18 protein-coding genes are annotated in these 19,315 nt (G+C 60.6%); 3 read left to right on the forward strand and 15 right to left on the reverse strand.

What is annotated here, in order from left to right; genetic code table 11:
* Positions 1-4: 4 nt before the first annotated feature.
* Positions 5-433, reverse strand: coding sequence for a c-type cytochrome (locus GOB81_RS08805; protein ID WP_338421342.1), 429 nt, complete (start codon positions 431-433; stop codon positions 5-7).
* Positions 430-2,031 carry a flavin monoamine oxidase family protein gene (locus tag GOB81_RS08810; protein ID WP_242010151.1) on the reverse strand — a complete coding sequence of 534 codons (1,602 nt, stop codon included), beginning with the start codon at positions 2,029-2,031 and terminating at the stop codon, positions 430-432. The genes GOB81_RS08805 and GOB81_RS08810 overlap by 4 nt, the downstream gene beginning before the upstream one ends.
* 309 nt (positions 2,032-2,340) lie before the next feature.
* Here GOB81_RS08810 and GOB81_RS08815 point away from each other — a divergent pair, with 309 nt between their 5' ends.
* The 3 genes from GOB81_RS08815 to GOB81_RS08825 are packed head-to-tail and all read left to right on the forward strand — an operon-like array spanning position 2,341 to position 4,244.
* Positions 2,341-2,883 carry an RrF2 family transcriptional regulator gene (locus GOB81_RS08815; protein WP_173570045.1) on the forward strand — a complete coding sequence of 181 codons (543 nt, stop codon included), beginning with the start codon at positions 2,341-2,343 and terminating at the stop codon, positions 2,881-2,883.
* A 35-nt stretch (positions 2,884-2,918) separates the two neighbouring features.
* Positions 2,919-3,308 carry a cupin domain-containing protein gene (locus GOB81_RS08820; RefSeq protein ID WP_173570046.1) on the forward strand — a complete coding sequence of 130 codons (390 nt, stop codon included), beginning with the start codon at positions 2,919-2,921 and terminating at the stop codon, positions 3,306-3,308.
* An 18-nt stretch (positions 3,309-3,326) separates the two neighbouring features.
* On the forward strand, positions 3,327-4,244 hold the full coding sequence (locus GOB81_RS08825; protein ID WP_173570047.1) for an NAD-dependent epimerase/dehydratase family protein: 918 nt from the start codon (positions 3,327-3,329) through the stop codon (positions 4,242-4,244).
* A gap of 220 nt (positions 4,245-4,464) precedes the next feature.
* Here the strand turns inward: GOB81_RS08825 and GOB81_RS08830 are convergent, their stop codons facing one another.
* The 13 genes from GOB81_RS08830 to nuoG form a co-directional block, all read right to left on the reverse strand.
* On the reverse strand, positions 4,465-5,145 hold the full coding sequence (locus GOB81_RS08830) for an ABC transporter ATP-binding protein (RefSeq protein WP_173570048.1): 681 nt from the start codon (positions 5,143-5,145) through the stop codon (positions 4,465-4,467).
* Positions 5,138-6,391 carry a lipoprotein-releasing ABC transporter permease subunit gene (locus GOB81_RS08835; RefSeq protein ID WP_173570049.1) on the reverse strand — a complete coding sequence of 418 codons (1,254 nt, stop codon included), beginning with the start codon at positions 6,389-6,391 and terminating at the stop codon, positions 5,138-5,140. The genes GOB81_RS08830 and GOB81_RS08835 overlap by 8 nt, the downstream gene beginning before the upstream one ends.
* Positions 6,391-7,719, reverse strand: coding sequence for a proline--tRNA ligase (proS, locus tag GOB81_RS08840; RefSeq protein WP_173570050.1), 1,329 nt, complete (start codon positions 7,717-7,719; stop codon positions 6,391-6,393). Before proS ends, GOB81_RS08835 begins: the two co-directional genes overlap by 1 nt.
* Before the next feature lie 245 nt (positions 7,720-7,964).
* Entirely contained in the window at positions 7,965-9,614 is a 1,650-nt protein-coding gene (locus GOB81_RS08845; protein WP_173570051.1) for a ribonuclease J, read from the reverse strand.
* 9 nt (positions 9,615-9,623) lie between these two features.
* Entirely contained in the window at positions 9,624-10,436 is an 813-nt protein-coding gene (locus GOB81_RS08850) for a type III pantothenate kinase (RefSeq protein WP_173570052.1), read from the reverse strand.
* Entirely contained in the window at positions 10,420-11,238 is an 819-nt protein-coding gene (locus GOB81_RS08855) for a biotin--[acetyl-CoA-carboxylase] ligase (RefSeq protein WP_242010152.1), read from the reverse strand. The genes GOB81_RS08850 and GOB81_RS08855 overlap by 17 nt, the downstream gene beginning before the upstream one ends.
* Positions 11,231-12,655, reverse strand: a complete 1,425-nt coding sequence (gene nuoN / locus GOB81_RS08860; RefSeq protein WP_173570054.1) for an NADH-quinone oxidoreductase subunit NuoN — start codon at positions 12,653-12,655, stop codon at positions 11,231-11,233. The genes GOB81_RS08855 and nuoN overlap by 8 nt, the downstream gene beginning before the upstream one ends.
* Before the next feature lie 46 nt (positions 12,656-12,701).
* Positions 12,702-14,645, reverse strand: coding sequence for an NADH-quinone oxidoreductase subunit L (gene nuoL / locus GOB81_RS08865; RefSeq protein ID WP_173570055.1), 1,944 nt, complete (start codon positions 14,643-14,645; stop codon positions 12,702-12,704).
* Positions 14,646-14,650: 5 nt separating this feature from the next.
* Positions 14,651-14,974, reverse strand: a complete 324-nt coding sequence (gene nuoK / locus GOB81_RS08870) for an NADH-quinone oxidoreductase subunit NuoK (RefSeq protein WP_173570056.1) — start codon at positions 14,972-14,974, stop codon at positions 14,651-14,653.
* Entirely contained in the window at positions 14,971-15,705 is a 735-nt protein-coding gene (locus tag GOB81_RS08875; protein WP_173570057.1) for an NADH-quinone oxidoreductase subunit J, read from the reverse strand. The genes nuoK and GOB81_RS08875 overlap by 4 nt, the downstream gene beginning before the upstream one ends.
* 57 nt (positions 15,706-15,762) lie before the next feature.
* Positions 15,763-16,251 carry an NADH-quinone oxidoreductase subunit NuoI gene (gene nuoI, locus GOB81_RS08880; RefSeq protein WP_173570058.1) on the reverse strand — a complete coding sequence of 163 codons (489 nt, stop codon included), beginning with the start codon at positions 16,249-16,251 and terminating at the stop codon, positions 15,763-15,765.
* Positions 16,251-17,273: an NADH-quinone oxidoreductase subunit NuoH gene (nuoH, locus tag GOB81_RS08885; protein ID WP_173570059.1), complete on the reverse strand. Its 1,023-nt coding sequence runs from the start codon at positions 17,271-17,273 to the stop codon at positions 16,251-16,253. The genes nuoI and nuoH overlap by 1 nt, the downstream gene beginning before the upstream one ends.
* A gap of 4 nt (positions 17,274-17,277) precedes the next feature.
* Positions 17,278-19,314 carry an NADH-quinone oxidoreductase subunit NuoG gene (gene nuoG / locus GOB81_RS08890; RefSeq protein WP_173570060.1) on the reverse strand — a complete coding sequence of 679 codons (2,037 nt, stop codon included), beginning with the start codon at positions 19,312-19,314 and terminating at the stop codon, positions 17,278-17,280.
* Between the last annotated feature and the right edge of the window lies 1 nt (position 19,315).

Here is a 19,315-nt window from a genome sequence, read left to right on the forward strand (position 1 = left end):
CCTGTTATTCTTCCTCTTGGGTGATGACGGGGCGGATGGGTGCCACATCCTGGGGCTTGAGGAGGTCGGTGTAGTGGTTGCCGAAATGTGTGCGGATATAGTTCACCACATCCGCCACCTGCTGGTCATCCAGCATGTCCGTGAACCACTGCATGGCGCCATAGCCGTGCAGAATGATGGAGGCGGGATAATACGGACTTTGCAGGTGACTGTTGTCGGCAAGCGCGGGAATTTTGGCGCCCGCACCCTGCGCGCCGCGTCCGTCCGCCATGTGACAGCTCTGGCACACATGGCGGTAGATGGCTTGCCCGTTCGAGAGGTCTTCCCCTTTCGGCGCCCCTTCGAAAACACCGGCGCTGTCGGCCATCGCTGGCGTGGCCCCGAACAGGAAAAGGCATCCCAGCACGGGGAGGATAACCGTCTTTCTCATCATGCCGCCCCTTTTGCGCGCCGATGGAGTTGCTTCACAGCATCGAGGGCGGAAAGAATCGCTCCTTCCTGCCAGCACCCCACATAGGAGGCGTGTTCCCCCGCCAGCACGATGCGCTTGTCCATCGTGCACAGCGTTTTGTAGTGCATCTTCCGCGACTGCTCGCTCCACAGGGAGCAGCACCCCATGGTCCACGGCACACGGCTCCATGCAAAACTCACGCCGTTGAGAAATTCCTTGCGATATTGGGGGTGAATCGCCTCCCCCTGCGCCAGCGCCTGCTCAATACGTTGCTGCGGCGACATCCCGGCCAGTTCATAGGCAGGCGCCCTGAACATGTAGGCTCCGAGAAGAACAGCGGGGCCCGGGCTGAATATCCCGTGACTGGGATAGGAAATCTGTCCGATGGACTGGTCGGTGAAGCTGATGCCACCGTAGATCTGCTCGTCCTCTTCCCAGAATCGCCGCCGAAACTCCAGGCCAATCTTCACCGACGACGCATAAGGCACCGCACTGATCGCCGCCTTGAGGTCGTCGCTCACCTGCACATCCAGTTGCGAGAGAATGGACAGAGGCAGAGTGCAGACACAGAAATCGGCCTGCGCCTGCTGGACGGCCCCGCCCTGCTTGCCATCGTTGTATGTGACCGTGACGCCGCTTTCGCTTTGTTGGATGGCCGTCACTTTGCAGTTGAGATGGATCAGATCCTGCACCTGACGGGTAAACGCCTTGCCAATCTGATCCATGCCGCCGACGGGCTGAAACATCGTCGTCTGCATGTCGACCGTCTCGTGAAACTCCATCCAGCGCCAGAATCCGGACTTCCAGATGTCGGCGGGATCGAAGGGCTGGGAAAGTTCGGGAATACCGCTCAGGCCCCCGCCCCGCGCCTTCTCATACCCACGATGCAGTGAACTCGGCACGCTTTTTTCATATCGCATGTTCGGGGTCAGGCCGCCCCAGTCGCGCATGGCCTCGCGAACATGCGCCCGCTCGTCGGGTGTCAGGACATCGTCCAGCTTGTGCTGATCCACCGCCTTCGCCAGCAGTTCCGCCGTGAAACCGTTGAAGTCGCTGTTGAACTCCCGATAGCGGACAGGTTTGCCGCCGAACTGACTTTTGGAATGCAGCCAGCTATTTTGGTTGATCTGGATGAAAGGTTCGAGCTGAACGCCGAAAGCCTTACAATAATGCAGTAACCCCTGATGATGGTAGGGAATCCGCCAGGGACCGGGGTTCAGATAATTGCCTGATGAAAAACCAACCTTCTGGGTCGCGCCCCCCATTTCCGTGACGGTGTCGCCGCCACGAAGCGTGATGTTTCGACCGCCGCTGCGGTTCTGGAATTCGAGAATCGTAACGGCATAACCTGCTTTCCGCAGTTCATACGCCGCCAGCATTCCCGACAGACCCGCGCCAAGAACCAGCACCCGCGTGCCGCGCTTAGCCCCGCCCAGAGCCGGCGGTCCGGAAAAATCAGTCCCCTGCGCATGGCCCAGGCTCGTCATGGCCTGATAAAGCGCGACACTGCCTGCCGCCGCCCCTATCCGCGTCAGAAACTGTCTGCGTGTCTCCGCCCGAAGCCCCCCATGCGATACCATTGCCATTCCTGCTTCTCTGTGAAAGACGATTTTCGTTATTGCATCAAAACCATATTGATAGCAGGGCGAAATATAAATGGGGCAAACTTCATTTTGAGAGGAGAAAATGTTTTTAAAAGACCGGAACAACGCAGGTACGACCGAGCGAAGCCAGTTCCGAGGGCAGATAGTTATAGCAACCGGCTATCGATAACGGCCGACAATGAGGCAGGCGAGGCCGTTTTGGGCAACGCGGATCGCCTGCCTGCGCTGCCGGGAATGAGCGTTCAGGGGCTTGCGAATCTAAACGCGGACCAATAAAGTCCGCGTATGGCACTTTATGGCGCAAGCACTGAATATGTTCTGCACAGTCTGCTCTGGCTCGTGGACAATCCCCAGCCTGTCAGCAGTCTCGATCTGGCGGAATTGCAGGCCATCCCTGCGGCTTTTGTGGCTAAACTGCTCCCGAAGCTGGAAAAGACAGGCTTGCTGGAGGCCTCCGAAGGGCTACGCGGCGGTTACAGGCTGGCCCGTCCGGCTGACCAGATCAGCGTGCTGGATATCGTCGAGGCCGCCGATGGTCGCAAAACCCTTTTCAACTGTCAGGAAATTCGAGGACAGTGCGTGCTGTTCGCGGCGGACGCACCCGAATGGGCAGGGCGGGGAGTGTGCAGCATTCATGCCGTAATGCTGAAGGCCGAGCAGGCCATGCGGCAGGAACTGTCACAAACTTCTCTGGCCGATCTGGCGCAAAGCGTGCGGAATAAAGCGCCCGCTCCCTTTCTCGGTGAAGTCCAGTCCTGGTTTGACGACCGCGCGCGGACACGCCGAACCAGCAAGGTCAGACAGCGAAAGCGATCAGCCGACGAATAGCCAGCGCCCCCTCATAATCAGGAAGATATGATACTATGCGTAAGTTCATCGCACTTGGTGCCCTGACGATGGGTCTCTATGCGCCTGCCCTTCTGGCGGCGACGCAGGTAACGCCTTTGCTGTCCCATGATCTGCCGGGTCTTCCGGGCAAGGAAGGGACGATGCTGACAGTCGATTATCCTCCCGGCGGTTCAGACCCGGTTCACCGGCATAATGCTTCGGTTTTCGTCTATGTGCTGAAGGGCAGCATTATCATGCAGGTTGCTGGTGGCCTTCCCGTCACCTTGCATGAAGGACAGACCTTTTTCGAAGGACCGGACGATATTCACCTTGTCGGACGGAATGCCAGCAAGACAGAACCTGCCAGGTTTCTCGCATTCTTCGTAAAGAACAAGAATGCTCCATTTGTTTTTGCAGCACACTGAATATCCGGAACATCAGACATGAAGATCTTTGTCGCTGGCGCCAGTGGTGCACTCGGCCGTCCGTTGATCCTGCGCCTTCGTGAGGCAGGTCATCAGGTGTGGGGAATGGCGCACCGCGCTGAAAGTCTTGCCATAATCCGGAATCTGGGAGCCGAACCTGTGCAGGGCAATGCTCTGGATCGGGCAGCTATTCATAACATTCTCGAGCAGATCAGGCCGGATGCGGTTATCGACCAGCTCACATCTCTCCCCTCCACCCCTTTCGATCTGCCGCAAAGGCTCCCGGCAGACCGCACATTGCGTCTCGAAGGCGGCGGCAATCTGTTTGATGCAGCGCAGGCTTGTGGCACCCGGCGTTATATCCAGCAATCCTGTGGCTTCTATCTGGATGCTCCTGACAAACTTGCCGATGAAACATCGTCACTCAAAATCATGGCGCCCGGCCATATCGGCGAGAGTACCCGGATGTATGCCGCACTGGAAAAGCGGTGCATGAGTGCTCCCCTCATGCAGGGGACGGCTCTGCGGTATGGCTTTTTTTATGGGCCCGGCACCTGGTACTGGCCTGATGGTGCGTTCAGCGCGGCTGTACGGAACAGTGAAGTGTCCCTCATCGGTGCGGGGAAGGCCACGTTCTCCTTCATTCACGTGGATGATGCAGCCGACGCAACTATAACAGCTCTGACCGCACCAGCCGGTATTTACAATGTGGTTGATGACCAACCCATTATGATAGCGGAGTGGCTACCTGCCTACGCGAAATGGATCGGAGCCCCGGCCCCCGTTCGCATGGATGAGAAAGAAGCACTTCGGCTATTGGGAGAAGAGAGCGTCTATTATCACAACACCCTGAATGGGGCGTCCAACCAGAAAGCCAGAAAAATGTTAGGTCTTGAGCCCCGGAAACTTCCCTGGCTGCAAGACATCCGGCAATAATCACTGACAAACGCTGGAATCAGGAGGAATGCCCGCAAGAGTTCCATACGCAAACTGGGGGTTATTCTCTGTCTTTCGGCGTTGTCTTCTGGATATGCCAGTTCCATCAACACGCTTTTCCAGCGCACTATGAGACTGTTTGCTTTCCGGTGATCAACTTCGCCCCCCTTAAGGGACAATGAGCGTGATAACGCACTCATCGCCCCTTATAGACAAAGCCTCAGTCTTCCACCAACAAGCCGTCGCGTAATGTCACCACCCGATCCATTCGTGCCGCCAGTTCCTTGTTGTGGGTCGCAATGAGTGCCCCCACTCCGGAACCACGCACCACGCGCAACAGCTCTTCAAAAACGATATCTGCCGTCGAAACATCAAGATTTCCGGTCGGCTCATCGGCCAGCAGAACGGACGGCGCATTCGCCAGCGCACGCGCGATGGCCACACGCTGCTGCTCGCCGCCGGACAGTTTGCCGGGCAGATGGTTCAGACGGTGCCCCAGACCAAACAGACCGAGCAGTTCCTCAGCACGGCGACGGGAAGCGGCAGGAGACGTTCCTGCAATCATCTGCGGCAGGGCCACGTTTTCACGCGCCGTGAACTCGGCCAGCAGGTGATGGAACTGATAGACGAAGCCGATTTCCGAGCACCGGATGGCAGTGCGGTCCTTGTCGGGCAAACGCCCGGCGTCACGGCCCGCAATCTCGATCACACCTCCATCCGGATGGTCGAGCAGACCCGCGATATGCAGCAGCGTGGACTTGCCGGTGCCGGACGGCGCAACCAGAGCCACAGTCTCGCCTGCACGGAGTTCGAAATTCACTCCGCGCAGGACATGCAGCGTCTCGTCGCCACTGAGATAGGAGCGTGTGATATCGCGCAGGTCCAGAACGGTCTCACCCATGACGCAGCGCCTCCACGGGGTCGGTTCGCGCGGCCCGCCATGAGGGATAGAGCGTCGCCAGCAGCGACAGACCCAGCGCCATGACGATGATCTCCGCCACCTGACCCCAGACCAGCTTCGCCGGAAGATGTTCGAGGTAATAGACCTCCGGGTTAAAGAGGTTCGTGCCCGTCATCTTCTGCAAAAGCTGTCTGATGCGCTCGATATTTTCACAGAACACCACACCCAGCACCGTACCGAGCACCGTGCCGGTCACCCCAACCGACGCACCGCACATCAGGAAGATGCGCATGATCGCGCCACGTGTCGCACCCAGTGTCCGCAATACGGCGATATCGGCGGTCTTGTCCTTCACCATCATGATGAGCGACGAAATCACGTTAAAGGCGGCAACCAGAATAATCAGCGTCAGGATCAGGAACATGACGTTCTGCTCGACCTGCACCGCACCGAAGAAGGCATTGTTGCTCTTCGTCCAGTCGATCACGCGAATACGCGGATCAGCCAGCGTCTCCGTGATTGCGCGTGTGACCGGCTGCACGTTTTCGGCGTCGGTGGTCATCACCTGAATCTGAGTCACAGCACGGGGCTGCTGAAAATAGACCTGCGCGGCAGGGAGCGGCAGAAAGACATACCCCGCGTTGTAATCGTTCACGCCCGCGTCGAAGATCGCGACAACAGTATAGGCGCGGACACGCGGCACGGTGCCGAAGGCGGTCGCGGCCCCGTTGGGCGAGACCAGCGTGATTTTGGAACCGATCATCAGACCCGACCGGTCGGCCAGCGTAACGCCGACGGCGATGGCGTCGTCACCCTGAAAATTGTCGAGAGAACCAGCGATGATCGAGGAACTGACTTCCTTCAGGTCCATCAGCCCCTGCTTCGTCATGCCATGCACGACACCACCGGAACTGTAGTTGCCGACACTGAGGAGCACCTGCCCCTCCAGCAGCGGCGTGGCGCTGACGACACCGGGCACTTTCCGAACTTCGCCCGCGATGGCGTCATAATCCGTGATCGAGCGCGTGACGCTGGTGCTGTAGAGCGAAAGATCGCCATTCAGACCGAGAATGCGTCCCATCAGGTCGGAGCGGAACCCGTTCATCACCGCCATGACGATGATGAGGGTTGCCACTCCAAGGGCGATACCCACCAGCGAGAAGATGGCGATGACCGAGACAAAGCGCTCGCCTTTTCTCGCCCGTAGATACCGTCCGGCGACGGCGCGCTCGAAAGAACCGAACATCAGGCGCCGGGAGCTTTCGCCATGATTTTTGCCAGAGCTTCGTCTGCCGTCAGCTCGAAACGCTCGCCAGTGGCACGACGCTTCAGCTCGACCTTGCCTTCTTTCGCACCGCGCGGCCCGACGATGATCTGCCACGGGTGGCCCATCAGGTCGGCATCGGCGAACTTGGCCCCGGCGCGGTCGGAACGGTCGTCATAGAGGAACTGCTCGGGCGCTGCGTTGTAGAGCGTCTCGCACATGGCGTCGCAGGTTTCGTCACCCGTTTTCAGGTTCAGGATCACCGCCCTGAACGGCGCGACATTGTCCGGCCAGATGATGCCCGCATCGTCGTGGCTCGCTTCGATGATCGCACCGACCAGACGCGACACGCCAATGCCGTAGGAGCCCATTTCCGGATGAACCGGCGTGCCGTCCGGCCCGGCGACAGTGACATCCATCGACTTGGTGTATTTCGTGCCGAAGTAGAAGATATGCGCGACTTCGATGCCCCGCCCTTCACGACGACGCTCGGCAGGCACGGACTCCCAAGCCTTCTCGTCGTGCTTTTCGTCGGTAGCGGCATAATAGGACGAGACGTTGTTGAAGAACTTCTCAAGATCTTCCGACTTGTCCACGTCCACCGGATCGGCCAGCCAGTCGAGCGTGTCGAGCGCACCGTCATAAAACACGCCACTCTCGCCGGTCGGAGCGAGAATGAGGAACTCATGGCTCAGGTCGCCACCGATCGGGCCGGTATCGGCCACCATCGGCACGGCACGAACGCCGAGACGCTGGAAGGTGCGGAGGTAGGACAGCATCATCTTGCGATAGCTGTCGACCGCACTCTTGTAATCGATATCGAAGCTGTAACCGTCCTTCATGTAGAATTCGCGACCGCGCATCACGCCGAAACGGGGACGGATCTCGTCACGGAACTTCCACTGAATCTGGTAGAGGGTCTGCGGCAGTTCCTTGTAGGATTTCAGTTCCTGCCCGACGACATCGGTGATGACTTCCTCATTGGTCGGTCCAAAAAGCAGTTCGCGCTCGTGGCGATCCTTGATGCGGAGCATTTCGGGGCCATAAGCGTCGTAACGGCCGGAGCGCTTCCACAGGTCGGCGGACTGGATGGTCGCCATCAGCACTTCCTGCGCCCCGACCCGGTCCTGTTCCTCGCGCACGATATTGGCGATGTTGCGCAGAACCTTCAGGCCCGCCGGAAGCCAGGTGTAGATGCCCGAAGCCGTCTGCCGGACAAGACCGGCCCGGAGCATGAGCCTGTGCGACGCGATCTGGGCGTCGGACGGGGTTTCCTTGAGGGTAGGCAGAAAACTGCGGGACAGGCGCATGATACGGCTCTCGTTCCTGAAGACGGACTGTTTGACCACGGACCGCACATGGGCGCCCCGGGTGGCATTATGCGTGATCTCTTACGCGGGCGCGGGATGCAAGTCTCCCGTGCCGTCAGATCCGAAGTTTAAGGGAAACCGGCCCCACTCCTGACGGGCAGCATGCCTCCGAAACCTCGATCTTATCGATACGATTCCCAGAGACGCGCCGCTGACAGGGTCCGGGGCGATGCCCCGGAAAATCATCAGACCCGAAGAACGTGCACATCCACCAGCGGACGCTTCTGGAGCTTGCGTCCCAGCGCCCGGCGAAGCGCCGTTTTTGCGGCTTCCCGGAAAGAGCCGTCATCCATGCGCAGTTCGTCCGGAATCTCGTCGATCGCGTTGGAGAACTCCTCCTGCACGCGATTGCTCTCCGGCTCGTCCTGCTCCAGCAGACCCGGCGCGCTGATCTTCGGCTCGCCGATCACGTAGCCTTCGTCATCAACCGCGAAACTGGCGATGATGATGCCGTTGAACAGCATTTTGCGTCGGGCGGAGAGAACATCGCCGTCCATGGCCAGCAGACGATTACCGTCCACGGCAAGGCGACCTGTCGGTGCCGTATCGACAACCTGAACCGCACCGGGTGCGAGGTTCAGGATATCGCCGTCTTCGAGCAGGATGGAGGCGATGCCCTTTTCCTGCGCAAGGGCAGCGTGAGCCGTCAGATGACGCCACTCGCCATGTGTCGGCACGGAGTACTGCGGACGGATCAGGTCATACATGGTCCGCACGTCATCGGCCGTCGCATGGCCGGAACAGTGGATCATGTAGCCTTCCTTGTCGGTAATGACACGGACGCCACGGCGGGTCAGGTTGTCCTGCACCTGCATGATCGCGCGTTCATTGCCCGGAATCATGCGGCTCGAATAGATGACCGTATCGCCTTCGCCGAGAGCGATGGTCTGATGGGTATCCGCAGAGATACGCGACAGCGCCGAGCGCGGTTCACCCTGACTGCCGGTGATGATCATCACCACCCGATCATCATCCAGATCGTTGGCTTCATATTCCGACAGGAACGGCAGCACGCCCGACAGATAACCGCATTCACGGGCGGCCACATCAAGATTGCGCAGCGAGCGCCCGACCAGCACCACGACGCGACCGGCGGCCTGCGCCGCCATGGCGATGGTTTCCACACGGGCGACGTTGGACGCAAAGCACGTGACGGCGATGCGTCCCTTGAGCGTGCCCATCAGCTCCGTCAGCCCCTGACGCACTTCGGCTTCAGAGCGCGACGAACCGGGGGTCATGACATTGGTGCTGTCACACACCAGCGCCAGCACGCCCTCGTCGCCAATCTGCTTCAGGCGTTCAATGTCGGTCGGAGGGCCGACCAGCGGCGTCGGATCGATCTTCCAGTCGCCGGTATGCACCACAACACCCTGCGGCGTGCGGATGGCCATCGCCTGCGCTTCCGGCACCGAATGGGTGACGGGAATGAACTCGATGTCGAACGGGCCGACATTGAAACGACCGCCGCAAGGGATCACGTGGATCTTCACCTGCTGGTCGAGACGCGCCTCGCCGAGCTTGCGGCGCAGCACCGTTGCCGCGAAAGGCGTTGCGTAAACCGGGCAGCCGAGGCGTGTCCAGAGATGCGCGACAGCCCCGATATGGTCTTCATGGGCGTGGGTGATGACCAGACCGGCCAGCTTCTCCCGACGCTCCATGATATAGACCGGGTCGGGCACCAGAATTTCTGCTTCCGGCGTGTCGTTGCCAGAGAACCCGATGCCGCAATCTACCGCGAGCCATGTGTCTCCCAACCGGTAGAGGTTGAGATTCATGCCGATCTCCCCCGTTCCGCCGAGTGGCAGAAAGGCCAGACCGCCGTCCTTTTCCGTCATATCGTATTGTTATCCTTCTGTTGTCGTGTCTTGTTCGTGGTCTAATGGCGGTTCCGGGTTTCGCGCGAACAGGAACCGCAATCCGTTGATGGTCAATTCGGGGTCGATATGGTCGAAGACCTGTGTCCCCTCGGAGAAGAGCGGAGCGAGGCCGCCGGTCGCGAGCACCTTCATCGGCGCTCCGAATTCACGCCTGATGCGCTCGACGATCCCCTCGATCAGCCCGATATACCCCCAGAACACGCCCGACCGCATGGCAGCGTTCGTGTTCTTGCCTATGACAAGGCCCCCTTCCGGGCGACCAATTCCGATCCGTGGCAGCCGCGCCGCCGCTGTATGCAACGCTTCGACCGACAGGTTGATACCGGGAGCAATGACGCCCCCAAGATAAGTGCCGTCCTCCGCCACAACGTCGAACGTCGTCGCCGTGCCGAAATCGATGACCACCACCGGGCCACCATACAGACGCTGGGCCGCAAGCCCGTTCAGCAGACGGTCAACACCTACTTCCGTTGGATTATCCAGATCGATCCGGAAACCCCAGTCGAGACGTGGTGAAGCCACCAGCGGCTCGACATTGAAATACTGACGGCAAAGCTGGCGCAGATGGTAGAAGGCCGCCGGAACAACTGTACCGACGGCCGCGCCCGTAATGTCCTCGGGCGAAATACCTTCATTCTGGAGAAGTGTCAGCAGCCACACCGCGTATTCGTCGGTGGTGCGCTGGGTCTGCATGGAGATGCGCCACGTCCCGCGCCATTTTTCCCCGTCATCGACGGCGAAAACGACGTTCGTGTTGCCTGCATCAATGACCAGCAGCACGACCGGTTTCCAGCGCGTTCACCGTGGGATCACCATAAAGCACTTCACCCGTGATCACCCGCTCGACCCTTCCGTTACAGTCGAGGAGCAATTCACCATCCTCACCAATCCCTGCAAATCTGCCTTCAGAATAGTGTCCGCCGCCGTTTACCACAAGGGGCGCGCCCACGGGCAGCGATCGGTCCAGCCATCCGGCCCGGATCGCGGCAAAGCCTTGGGCCTGAAAAACCTGCCGCCAGTGCGTCAGCGCGGCAAGAACCCGTTCGCCAACCGAGCGGGGTGCGCAGGACGCCGACCATTCCGCAAGACAGGCCAGTTTCCGGCCGGAAATGGCGGGCGACGCCACGAGATTGGCGCCGAAGCCTATGACCAGCCAGGGCCTTGGACCACCACCCGCCTCGACCAGAATACCCGCCATCTTGCGGCCATCCAGCACGATATCGTTGGGCCATTTTATCCGCAGACGGGAACTGGACCGGCCATTGGAAAGCGCATCGTAAAAAGCCAGAGCGGCAATGAAGGCCCATGCGCCCGGCTGTTTCCGCTCCGCCGCGTCCGGGCGAATAAGCGCCGAGAGCGCAAGACTGTCGCCGGGATCGGTCCACAGACGACCACGACTACCACGCGGGCTGGTCTGATGGAGAGCGAGAACGGCCAGAGCGTCCTCCTCCCCTTCCTCGGCTTTCCGGAGACAGAAATCCGAGGTGGAAGGCAGTTCATCGAAACAGGCGAGCCGCCACCCGGGCAGCCGGACTTCATGCCCGACTGCGCTGCTCCTTTCCGGAGTGCGGGGACTAATCAATGAGCGCCTGTGCCGCGGCCTGCGCGGCATCGCTGATCGGGCCGAGGCCAATCAGGAACAGGACCGTCGCCAGCCCCATGGCGATGGAGACGAACGAAACGGACGGAGCGGGGTGGTCGAAGGCCGGAGCCGCCGGATCGAAATAGGCCACCTTCACGATGCGCAGATAGTAGAACGCCCCCACCACGGCAGAGACCGCACCTACGGCGATCAGCGGATACAGCCCTGCGTTCCAGGCGGCGGCGAAGACCATGAATTTACCGAAGAACCCCGCAAGCGGCGGAACACCGATCATGCTGAACATGCAGATGACAAGGACCAGCGCGAGACCGGGGTTGTTGCGTCCAAGCCCTGCAATATCCGAAATCTCCGAGACTTCATGACCCCGCCGCCGCATGGCGGTGATCACGCCGAACGTGCCTGCGTTCATGATGAGGTAGGTCGTAAGATAGACCAGCGTGCCGGTCGTGCCAGCGGGAGAGGCGGCGGCCAGCCCCATCATGGCGTAACCCATATGGCCGATGGAAGAATAGGCCATCAGGCGCTTGATGTTGGTCTGAGGGATGGCGGCGAACGCGCCGAACAGCATGGACAGCGCCGAAATCACCTCGATCAGCATCTGCCAGCGCGGCGACATCGCGCCGAACGGGCCCATCATCACCCGCAGGATCAGGGCGAAAGCCGCGAACTTCGGAGCACCCGCCATGTAGGCCGTGATCGGCGTCGGGGCACCCTGATAGACATCCGGCGTCCACATGTGGAACGGCACGGCGGAGAGCTTGAACGCCAGCCCAACGATCAGGAAGACAACGCCAATGACAAGGCCTAGGGGCAGAATGCCATTGCCGTTGATCTCGGCGGCGATGGGCGCGTACTCCATCGTGCCCGCATAGCCGTAAACCAGCGACACGCCATAGAGCAGCAGCCCGGACGCCAGCGAACCAAGGATGAAGTATTTCAGTCCGGCTTCGGCAGACCCCAGACGATCCCGTTCAATGGCGCACAGCACGTAGATCGCCAGCGAGGACAGCTCCAGCCCGACAAACAGCGTCATCAGGCTGGCAGAAGACGCCATGACCATCGCGCCAAGGGTCGAGAACAGCACAAGGACGGGTGTTTCAAACGGCAGTTCACGATGCTCGCTGGTGTAACCCACCGACAGGGCGATCGAGACCACGGCCCCAACGATGGCCAGCAGCTTGATGAAACGCGCGAACGCATCCACCACGAACAGCCCCTCATAGCCCACGCCACCCGGCGACAGCGCCACCAGAAAGCCGGTCACCACGAAGGCTGCGATGCTCAGCGTGGCTGACGGAAGGAAGGCATGACCTTTCTTCGTCAGCACGCCCGCCGAAAGGATCAGAAGACCACTAACGGCCAGAAAGATTTCCGGCGCTGCAAGGATCCAGTTCATCGTCCATTCTCCCCGGCGATGACGTGCAGGACTTCAGAAAAACCGCTCATTGGAAGAACACCACGGTGGTGACCAACACGACGAGCCCGACAAGCATGGTGAACGCATAGACGGCGATGGAACCTGTCTGGGTGCGCGTCGCCGTGATGGCGGTGCCGCGTGTCATCTCGGCCAGCCCGACCGGCACTTTCTCGATGACGCCCTCATCCACGCCGTGCCACAGGGCACGGGCAATGACGCGATAGGGTTTCACGAAAATCAGGTCATACAACTCGTCGAAATACCACTTGTTGAGCAGGAATTGATAAACCGGACGGAAGGACGAGGCGATCTGCGCCGGCATTTCCGGCCTGGCGATGTAGAGAACATAAGCAAGGCCAATGCCCAGCAGACCGACAATGCTCGGGAGCAGCGCAACCAGCGTCGGAACATTCTCCAGCGACGCCATGACCGTGTTGCCCGGTGCGTTGAAGATCGCCCCGCCCCAGAAGCCTTCCTGCTTGCCGCCAATGTAAAGTGGTGCCAGCGCCGCACCGGCGACGAGGGCCCCGATCGACAAGATCAGCACCGGTCCAAGCATCACCGCCGGGCTTTCATGGGCGTGGTCGAACGCATGCTGGTCATGCGGTTTGCCGTGGAACACGAGGAAAATCAGACGCCAGCTATACAGCGCCGTGATGAACGCGGTGATTGTGCCGAGGATCCAGCCATAGGTGCCGACCTCCGAGTGAGCGGCCCATGCGGCATTGAGAATGGCGTCCTTCGACCAGTAACCGGCGAAGGGAAATACCCCCGCAAGCGCAAGACTGCCGATCCACATCATGGCGTAAGTCACCGGGATCTTCTTCCACAGGCCACCCATACGGAACATGTCCTGTTCTTCGTGCATCGCGTGGATCACGCAGCCCGCACCGAGGAACAGGAGCGCCTTGAAGAACGCATGGGTCGTCAGATGGAACACACCCGCCTGATAGGCGCCCACGCCGATGGCCATGAACATGTAACCAAGCTGCGAGCAGGTCGAATAGGCAATCGTGCGCTTGATGTCAGGCTGCACGAGGCCGACCGTCGCGGCGAAGAAGCAGGTCGTCGCGCCGATCAGCACGATGAACATCCGCGTATCGGGTGCGAACTCGATCAGCGGTGACATCCGCGCCATCAGGAACACGCCGGCCGTGACCATGGTGGCGGCATGGATGAGCGCCGAGACGGGCGTCGGCCCTTCCATCGCATCCGGCAGCCATGTGTGGAAGAACAACTGCGCCGACTTGCCCATCGCGCCGACGAACAGCAGCGTGGCGATGATCTCCAGCACGGAATGGATCGAACCGAACAGGTAATACCCAGTCTGGACGTGATCCGGGACTGTGGCGAAGATGTCGTCATACTGGACCGTGCCGAAGACCACGAAGATCAGGCCGATCCCGACAAGGAAGAACAGGTCGGCGACACGGTTGACCACGAAGGCCTTGATCGCGGCGGCGCAGGCGCTCGGCTTCTGATACCAGTAGCCGATCAGCAGATAGCTCATCAGACCGACGCCTTCCCAGCCGAAGAAAAGCTGGATCAGGTCGTTGGAGGTGACCAGCATCAGCATGGCGAAGGTAAAGAGCGAGAGATACGAGAAGAACCGGTAACGCGGCATCGTATCGTGAGCCATGTAGCCGATGCTGTAGACATGCACGAGCGTCGAGACGGTCAGCACCATCGCCACCATGGTGACCGAAAGCGTGTCGAACCGCAGCGCCCAGTTTACATGAAACGAACCGGCATCGATCCAGTGCGAGAGAAGCACCACGCTGGGCATACCCCCGCCTGCCATGCCGCCCATCAGCGCCCCGTAGCTGCTCAGCGTGGCGACGACCATGCACAGGATCGTCACGGCCTGCGCCGGACCGTCCCCGATGCGCCGACCGAACAGACCGGCGATGGCCGCACCGAACAGCGGCGCAAGCGTCGCGACTGAAAAGAGGATGAGTGCTGCCTGCATGGTGCTCAGCCCTTCATCGTCGCAACGTCCTCGACCTGAATCGAGCCACGGTTGCGGAAATAGACAGTGAGAATGGCCAGCCCGATCGCTGCTTCAGCCGCCGCGATGGTCAGCACGAACAGCGTCAGCACCTGCCCCGAGAGATCGCCGAGCACAGAGGAGAACGCCACCAGATTAAGGTTGGCGGCCAGCAGAATGAGCTCCATCGACATCATGATGATGATGATGTTCTTCCGGTTGAGAAAGATCCCGAACACGCCGAGCACCAGAAGCGCCGCGCTGACCGTCAGGTAAGGTCCGAGCCCGATCTGGGCGATTGCCGCGTTCATTCTGCGTCTCCTTCACGGCTGTCCTTCGCCCGGTTTTCGGACGCAGGGATTCCGTAAGATCCCGGTACAGCTGTGTCGTAATAGGACCCATGCGGACGGATGAAGCCGCCATTGTCATCCGTGCCCTGCCCCAGTGGCAGGGTCATCATCTCCAGCGTTTCCGCGCGCTTGCGGGCATGCTGACGGGAAATGATCTGGCGGCGGCCCATCGGACGATCACGCAGCGTCAGGGTGATCGCACCGATCATGGCGACGAGCAGCACGATGCCGCACAACTGGAACAACAGAAAATAGTGCGTGTAGATCAGGTTGCCGAGCGCGCCGGTGTTGGTCGCGGCCCCGCCGACCTGGCCAAGGCCACCCGTGATCGGAGCGGGCATGACAGGGGACATGCCCCAGTGCAGTCCGGCCATCACCAACTCGACGAACAGGATGCAGCCGACGATCGCCCCGATGGGAGCGTAGCGCTGTAATCCTTCCCTCATCCTGGTGAAATCGATGTCGAGCATCATCACCACGAACAGGAACAGCACAGCGACCGCACCGACATAGACGATCACCAGGATCATCGCGAGGAACTCGGCCCCGGCGACAAGGAACAGCCCCGCTGCGTTGAAGAAGGCGAGAATCAGGAACAGCACCGAATGGACAGGATTACGCGCGGTGATCACCATGGCGGCCGAACCGACCAGAATGGTGGCGAACACGTAAAAGACAAGCTGGACCATCATGCGGCGGTTCCCCTGCGAAAGGCGGCGGACACGGCGGCGGGTATAGCCGGGGGCCGATCAGCGATAGGGCGCATCGAGCTCAAGCCTCCGTGCCAGCACGCTCTCCCAGCGGTCGCCGTTCGAGAGCAGCTTTTCCTTGTTGTACATCAGTTCTTCACGGGTCTCCGTGGCGAACTCGTAGTTCGGTCCCTCGACGATGGCATCGACCGGGCAGGCTTCCTCGCACAGGCCGCAATAGATGCATTTCGTCATGTCGATGTCGTAGCGCGTGGTGCGGCGGGAGCCATCGTCACGCGGCTCGGCCTCGATGGTGATCGCTTCCGCCGGGCAGGCCGCCTCGCACAGCTTGCAGGCAATGCAGCGTTCCTCGCCGTTCGGGTAGCGACGCAGCGCGTGCTCGCCACGGAAACGCGGGGAGAGCGGTCCCTTTTCATAGGGGTAGTTGATGGTGACTTTCGGCTTGAACATCATCCTGAATGTCGAAGCCATGCCGGAGACGATCTCAGTCAGCAGAAAAGCCTTCAGCGCACGATCCATGCCAGCCATCAGCTTACTCCCTGCGGCAGAAGACCCGTTGCAAGCAGGAACCCGGCGGTCGCGATCATCCAGAGCAGCGAGAACGGCAGGAACACTTTCCAGCCAAGGCGCATGAGCTGGTCATAACGGAAACGAGGGAACGTTGCGCGGGTCCAGATAAAGACGAAAAGACAGAACAGGATCTTGGCGATCAGCCAGAGGGGTCCCGGGATCCATGTCAGCGGCGCGATACCGAGTGGAGGCAGCCAGCCGCCGAGGAACAGGATGCTGACCATGGCGGACATGAGGATCATGTTCGCATATTCGCCAAGAAAGAAGAGACCGAAGGAGAGTGAGGAATATTCGACGAAGAAGCCTGCCACCAGCTCGCTCTCGCCTTCGGGAAGATCGAACGGTGCGCGGTTCGTCTCGGCCAGCGCCGAGATGAAGAACAGGATGAAAATCGGGAACATCGGCACGCAGAACCAGACGTGGCGCTGCGCCAGCACGATGTCGTTGAGGTTCAGGCTCCCCACCGCGAGCAGCACGGACACGATCACCAGCCCGATGGAGACTTCGTAGGACACCATCTGCGCGGCGGACCGAAGACTGCCGAGGAAGGCGTATTTTGAGTTCGATGCCCAGCCTGCGATGAGCATGCCGTAAACACCGAGCGAGGAGATCGCCAGCAGGTAGAGGATACCCACATTGATGTTGGCGACCGCCAGCCCGTTGCCGGTCGGGATGACCGCCCACGCTGTCATGGCCAGCGAGAAGGTCAGGAACGGCGCGAACAGGAACAGGAAGCGATTGGCCCCGGTGGGGATGATCGTTTCCTTGGTGATCATCTTGATCGCGTCGGCAAAAGCCTGAAGCAACCCGAAGATGCCGTTCACGTTCGGGCCACGACGCATCTGCATCGCAGCCATCACCTTACGCTCCATGAGCGTCAGATAGGCCACGCCGATCAGCAGCGGCACGAGGACCGCCAGCGTCTCCAGCAGCATGAGAATGAGCTGGCCTGCGAGTGTATGGAAGAAAAAGTCAGCCACGTTCCTACTCCGCCGCCACAGCTACACCCGGCGCGTAGACATCCGCGCACTCGACCATGGTCGGACTGGACCGGCTGATCGGGTTTGTCAGGTAATAACTCCGGGAGGGCACCATCAGCGGCTTCGCCTCGATGGCCTCCGCACCCGGTTCGTCCGCGGTCAGACCCGCCGCCGAGGACACGCCGAGCTGAAGACGCTCACGCAGTTCCTCGATCGTGTCGTAGGGGAGTTTGGCATTGAGCACTTCCGAGGCGGCCCGGATGATCTTCCAGTCTTCCTTCGCCTCGCCCGGTGGGAACACCGCCTGAAAACTGCGCTGGATACGGCCTTCGGTGTTGACCCAGGTGCCTGATTTCTCGGTGTAGGCCGAACCGGGCAGGATCACGTCCGCACGGGCCGCACCCGCATCGCCATGATGACCCTGATAGATCACGAATGTTTCCGGGCTGATGGCGTTCACCGAGAACTCGTCTGCGCCCAGCAGCCACAGCACATCGACACCACCGCTCAGCATGCCACGCAGGCTACGGCCGCCGGGGCGCGGCACGAACCCGAGGTCCAGCGCGGCAACGCGGGACGCCGCCGTGTGCAGGATGTTCAGACCGTTCCAGCCCTCCGTGATCGCCCCCACCGATTCGGCAAGAGTGCGACAGGCTTTCAGAAGCGCACCGGAATCCTCACGGGTCAGCGCCTCCTGCCCGACGATGATCATCGGCTTCTTCGCCGCCTTCAGCTTTTCGACAAACTCGATATTGCCGCTCAGCAAACCATTTACCGAAACCGGATTGCTGCCGAGATCTTCGTAGGCCCATGTCGGATCTGACGAGAGCGAGCCGATCACACCGACTGGGAAACCGCCGCGTCCCAGCGACAGATAACGCTTGCGGATACGGGCATTCAGGACCGGCGCATCCAGCCGGGGATTGGCCCCGACTACGAGTAGCGCATCGGCCTCATCAATCCCGGTGATGCCGCTCGCAAAAGTGTAGCGTGCCCGATCAGACAGATCGTATTTCGCCCCATCCTGACGGCAATCGAGATTGAGTGAACCGAGAGTCCACATCAGGTCACGCAGCGCCATGATGCTCTCGGCGTCACACAGATCGCCGACAAGTGCGCCGATGCGGCTGCCCTGCACGCCCTCAAGCCGCTTGGCGATGGCGACGAACGCCTCCTGCCAGCTTGCGGGATGCAGCTTGCCATGCACGCGCACCCACGGACGATCGAGGCGACGACGTTTCAGGCCATCGACGGAGAAGCGGCCTTTATCGGACAGCCATTCCTCATTCACTTCGTCATTCACACGCGGCACGATGCGCTTCACCTCACCGCCACGCGCCTGAATCTGGATGTTGGTGCCGACCGCATCCATCACGTCGATGGCGTCGGTCTTCCGCAGTTCCCACGGACGAGCCTGAAAGGCCGATGGCTTCGAGGTCAGCGCACCGACCGGACAGATATCGATCAGGTTGCCGGACAGTTCCGAGGTCAGCGCTTTCTCGACATAGGTGGTGATCTCAAGGTTCTCACCACGCGAGATGCCACCCAGTTCCGGCGTGCCTGCCACTTCCGCGCTAAAACGGACGCAGCGCGTGCACTGGATGCAGCGCGTCATCACCGTCTTCACCAGCGGGCCAAGATTCTTGTCGGTAACGGCGCGCTTTTCCTCGTGATAGCGAGAAATGCCGCTGCCGTAGCCGTAGGCCTGATCCTGCAAATCGCACTCACCGCCCTGATCGCAGATCGGACAGTCGAGCGGGTGGTTGATGAGCAGGAACTCCATCACCGCCCGACGCGCCTTACGGACTGTTTCGGTGTCCGTGAAGATCTTCATCCCCTCGTTGACGGGGAAACCACACGAGGCAACCGGCTTCGGAGCCCGCTCGACCTCGACGAGGCACATGCGGCAGTTGCCCGCCACGGACAGGCGTTCATGGTAGCAGAAGCGCGGAATTTCCTTACCAGCCGCCTCACACGCCTGAAGCGCGGAGGAACCCGGAGCGACATCAACCGGCGTGCCGTCAACAATGACTCTGACCATC

It is taken from the genome of Acetobacter conturbans, assembly GCF_011516755.1.
Classification (GTDB): Bacteria; Pseudomonadota; Alphaproteobacteria; order Acetobacterales; family Acetobacteraceae; genus Acetobacter; species Acetobacter conturbans.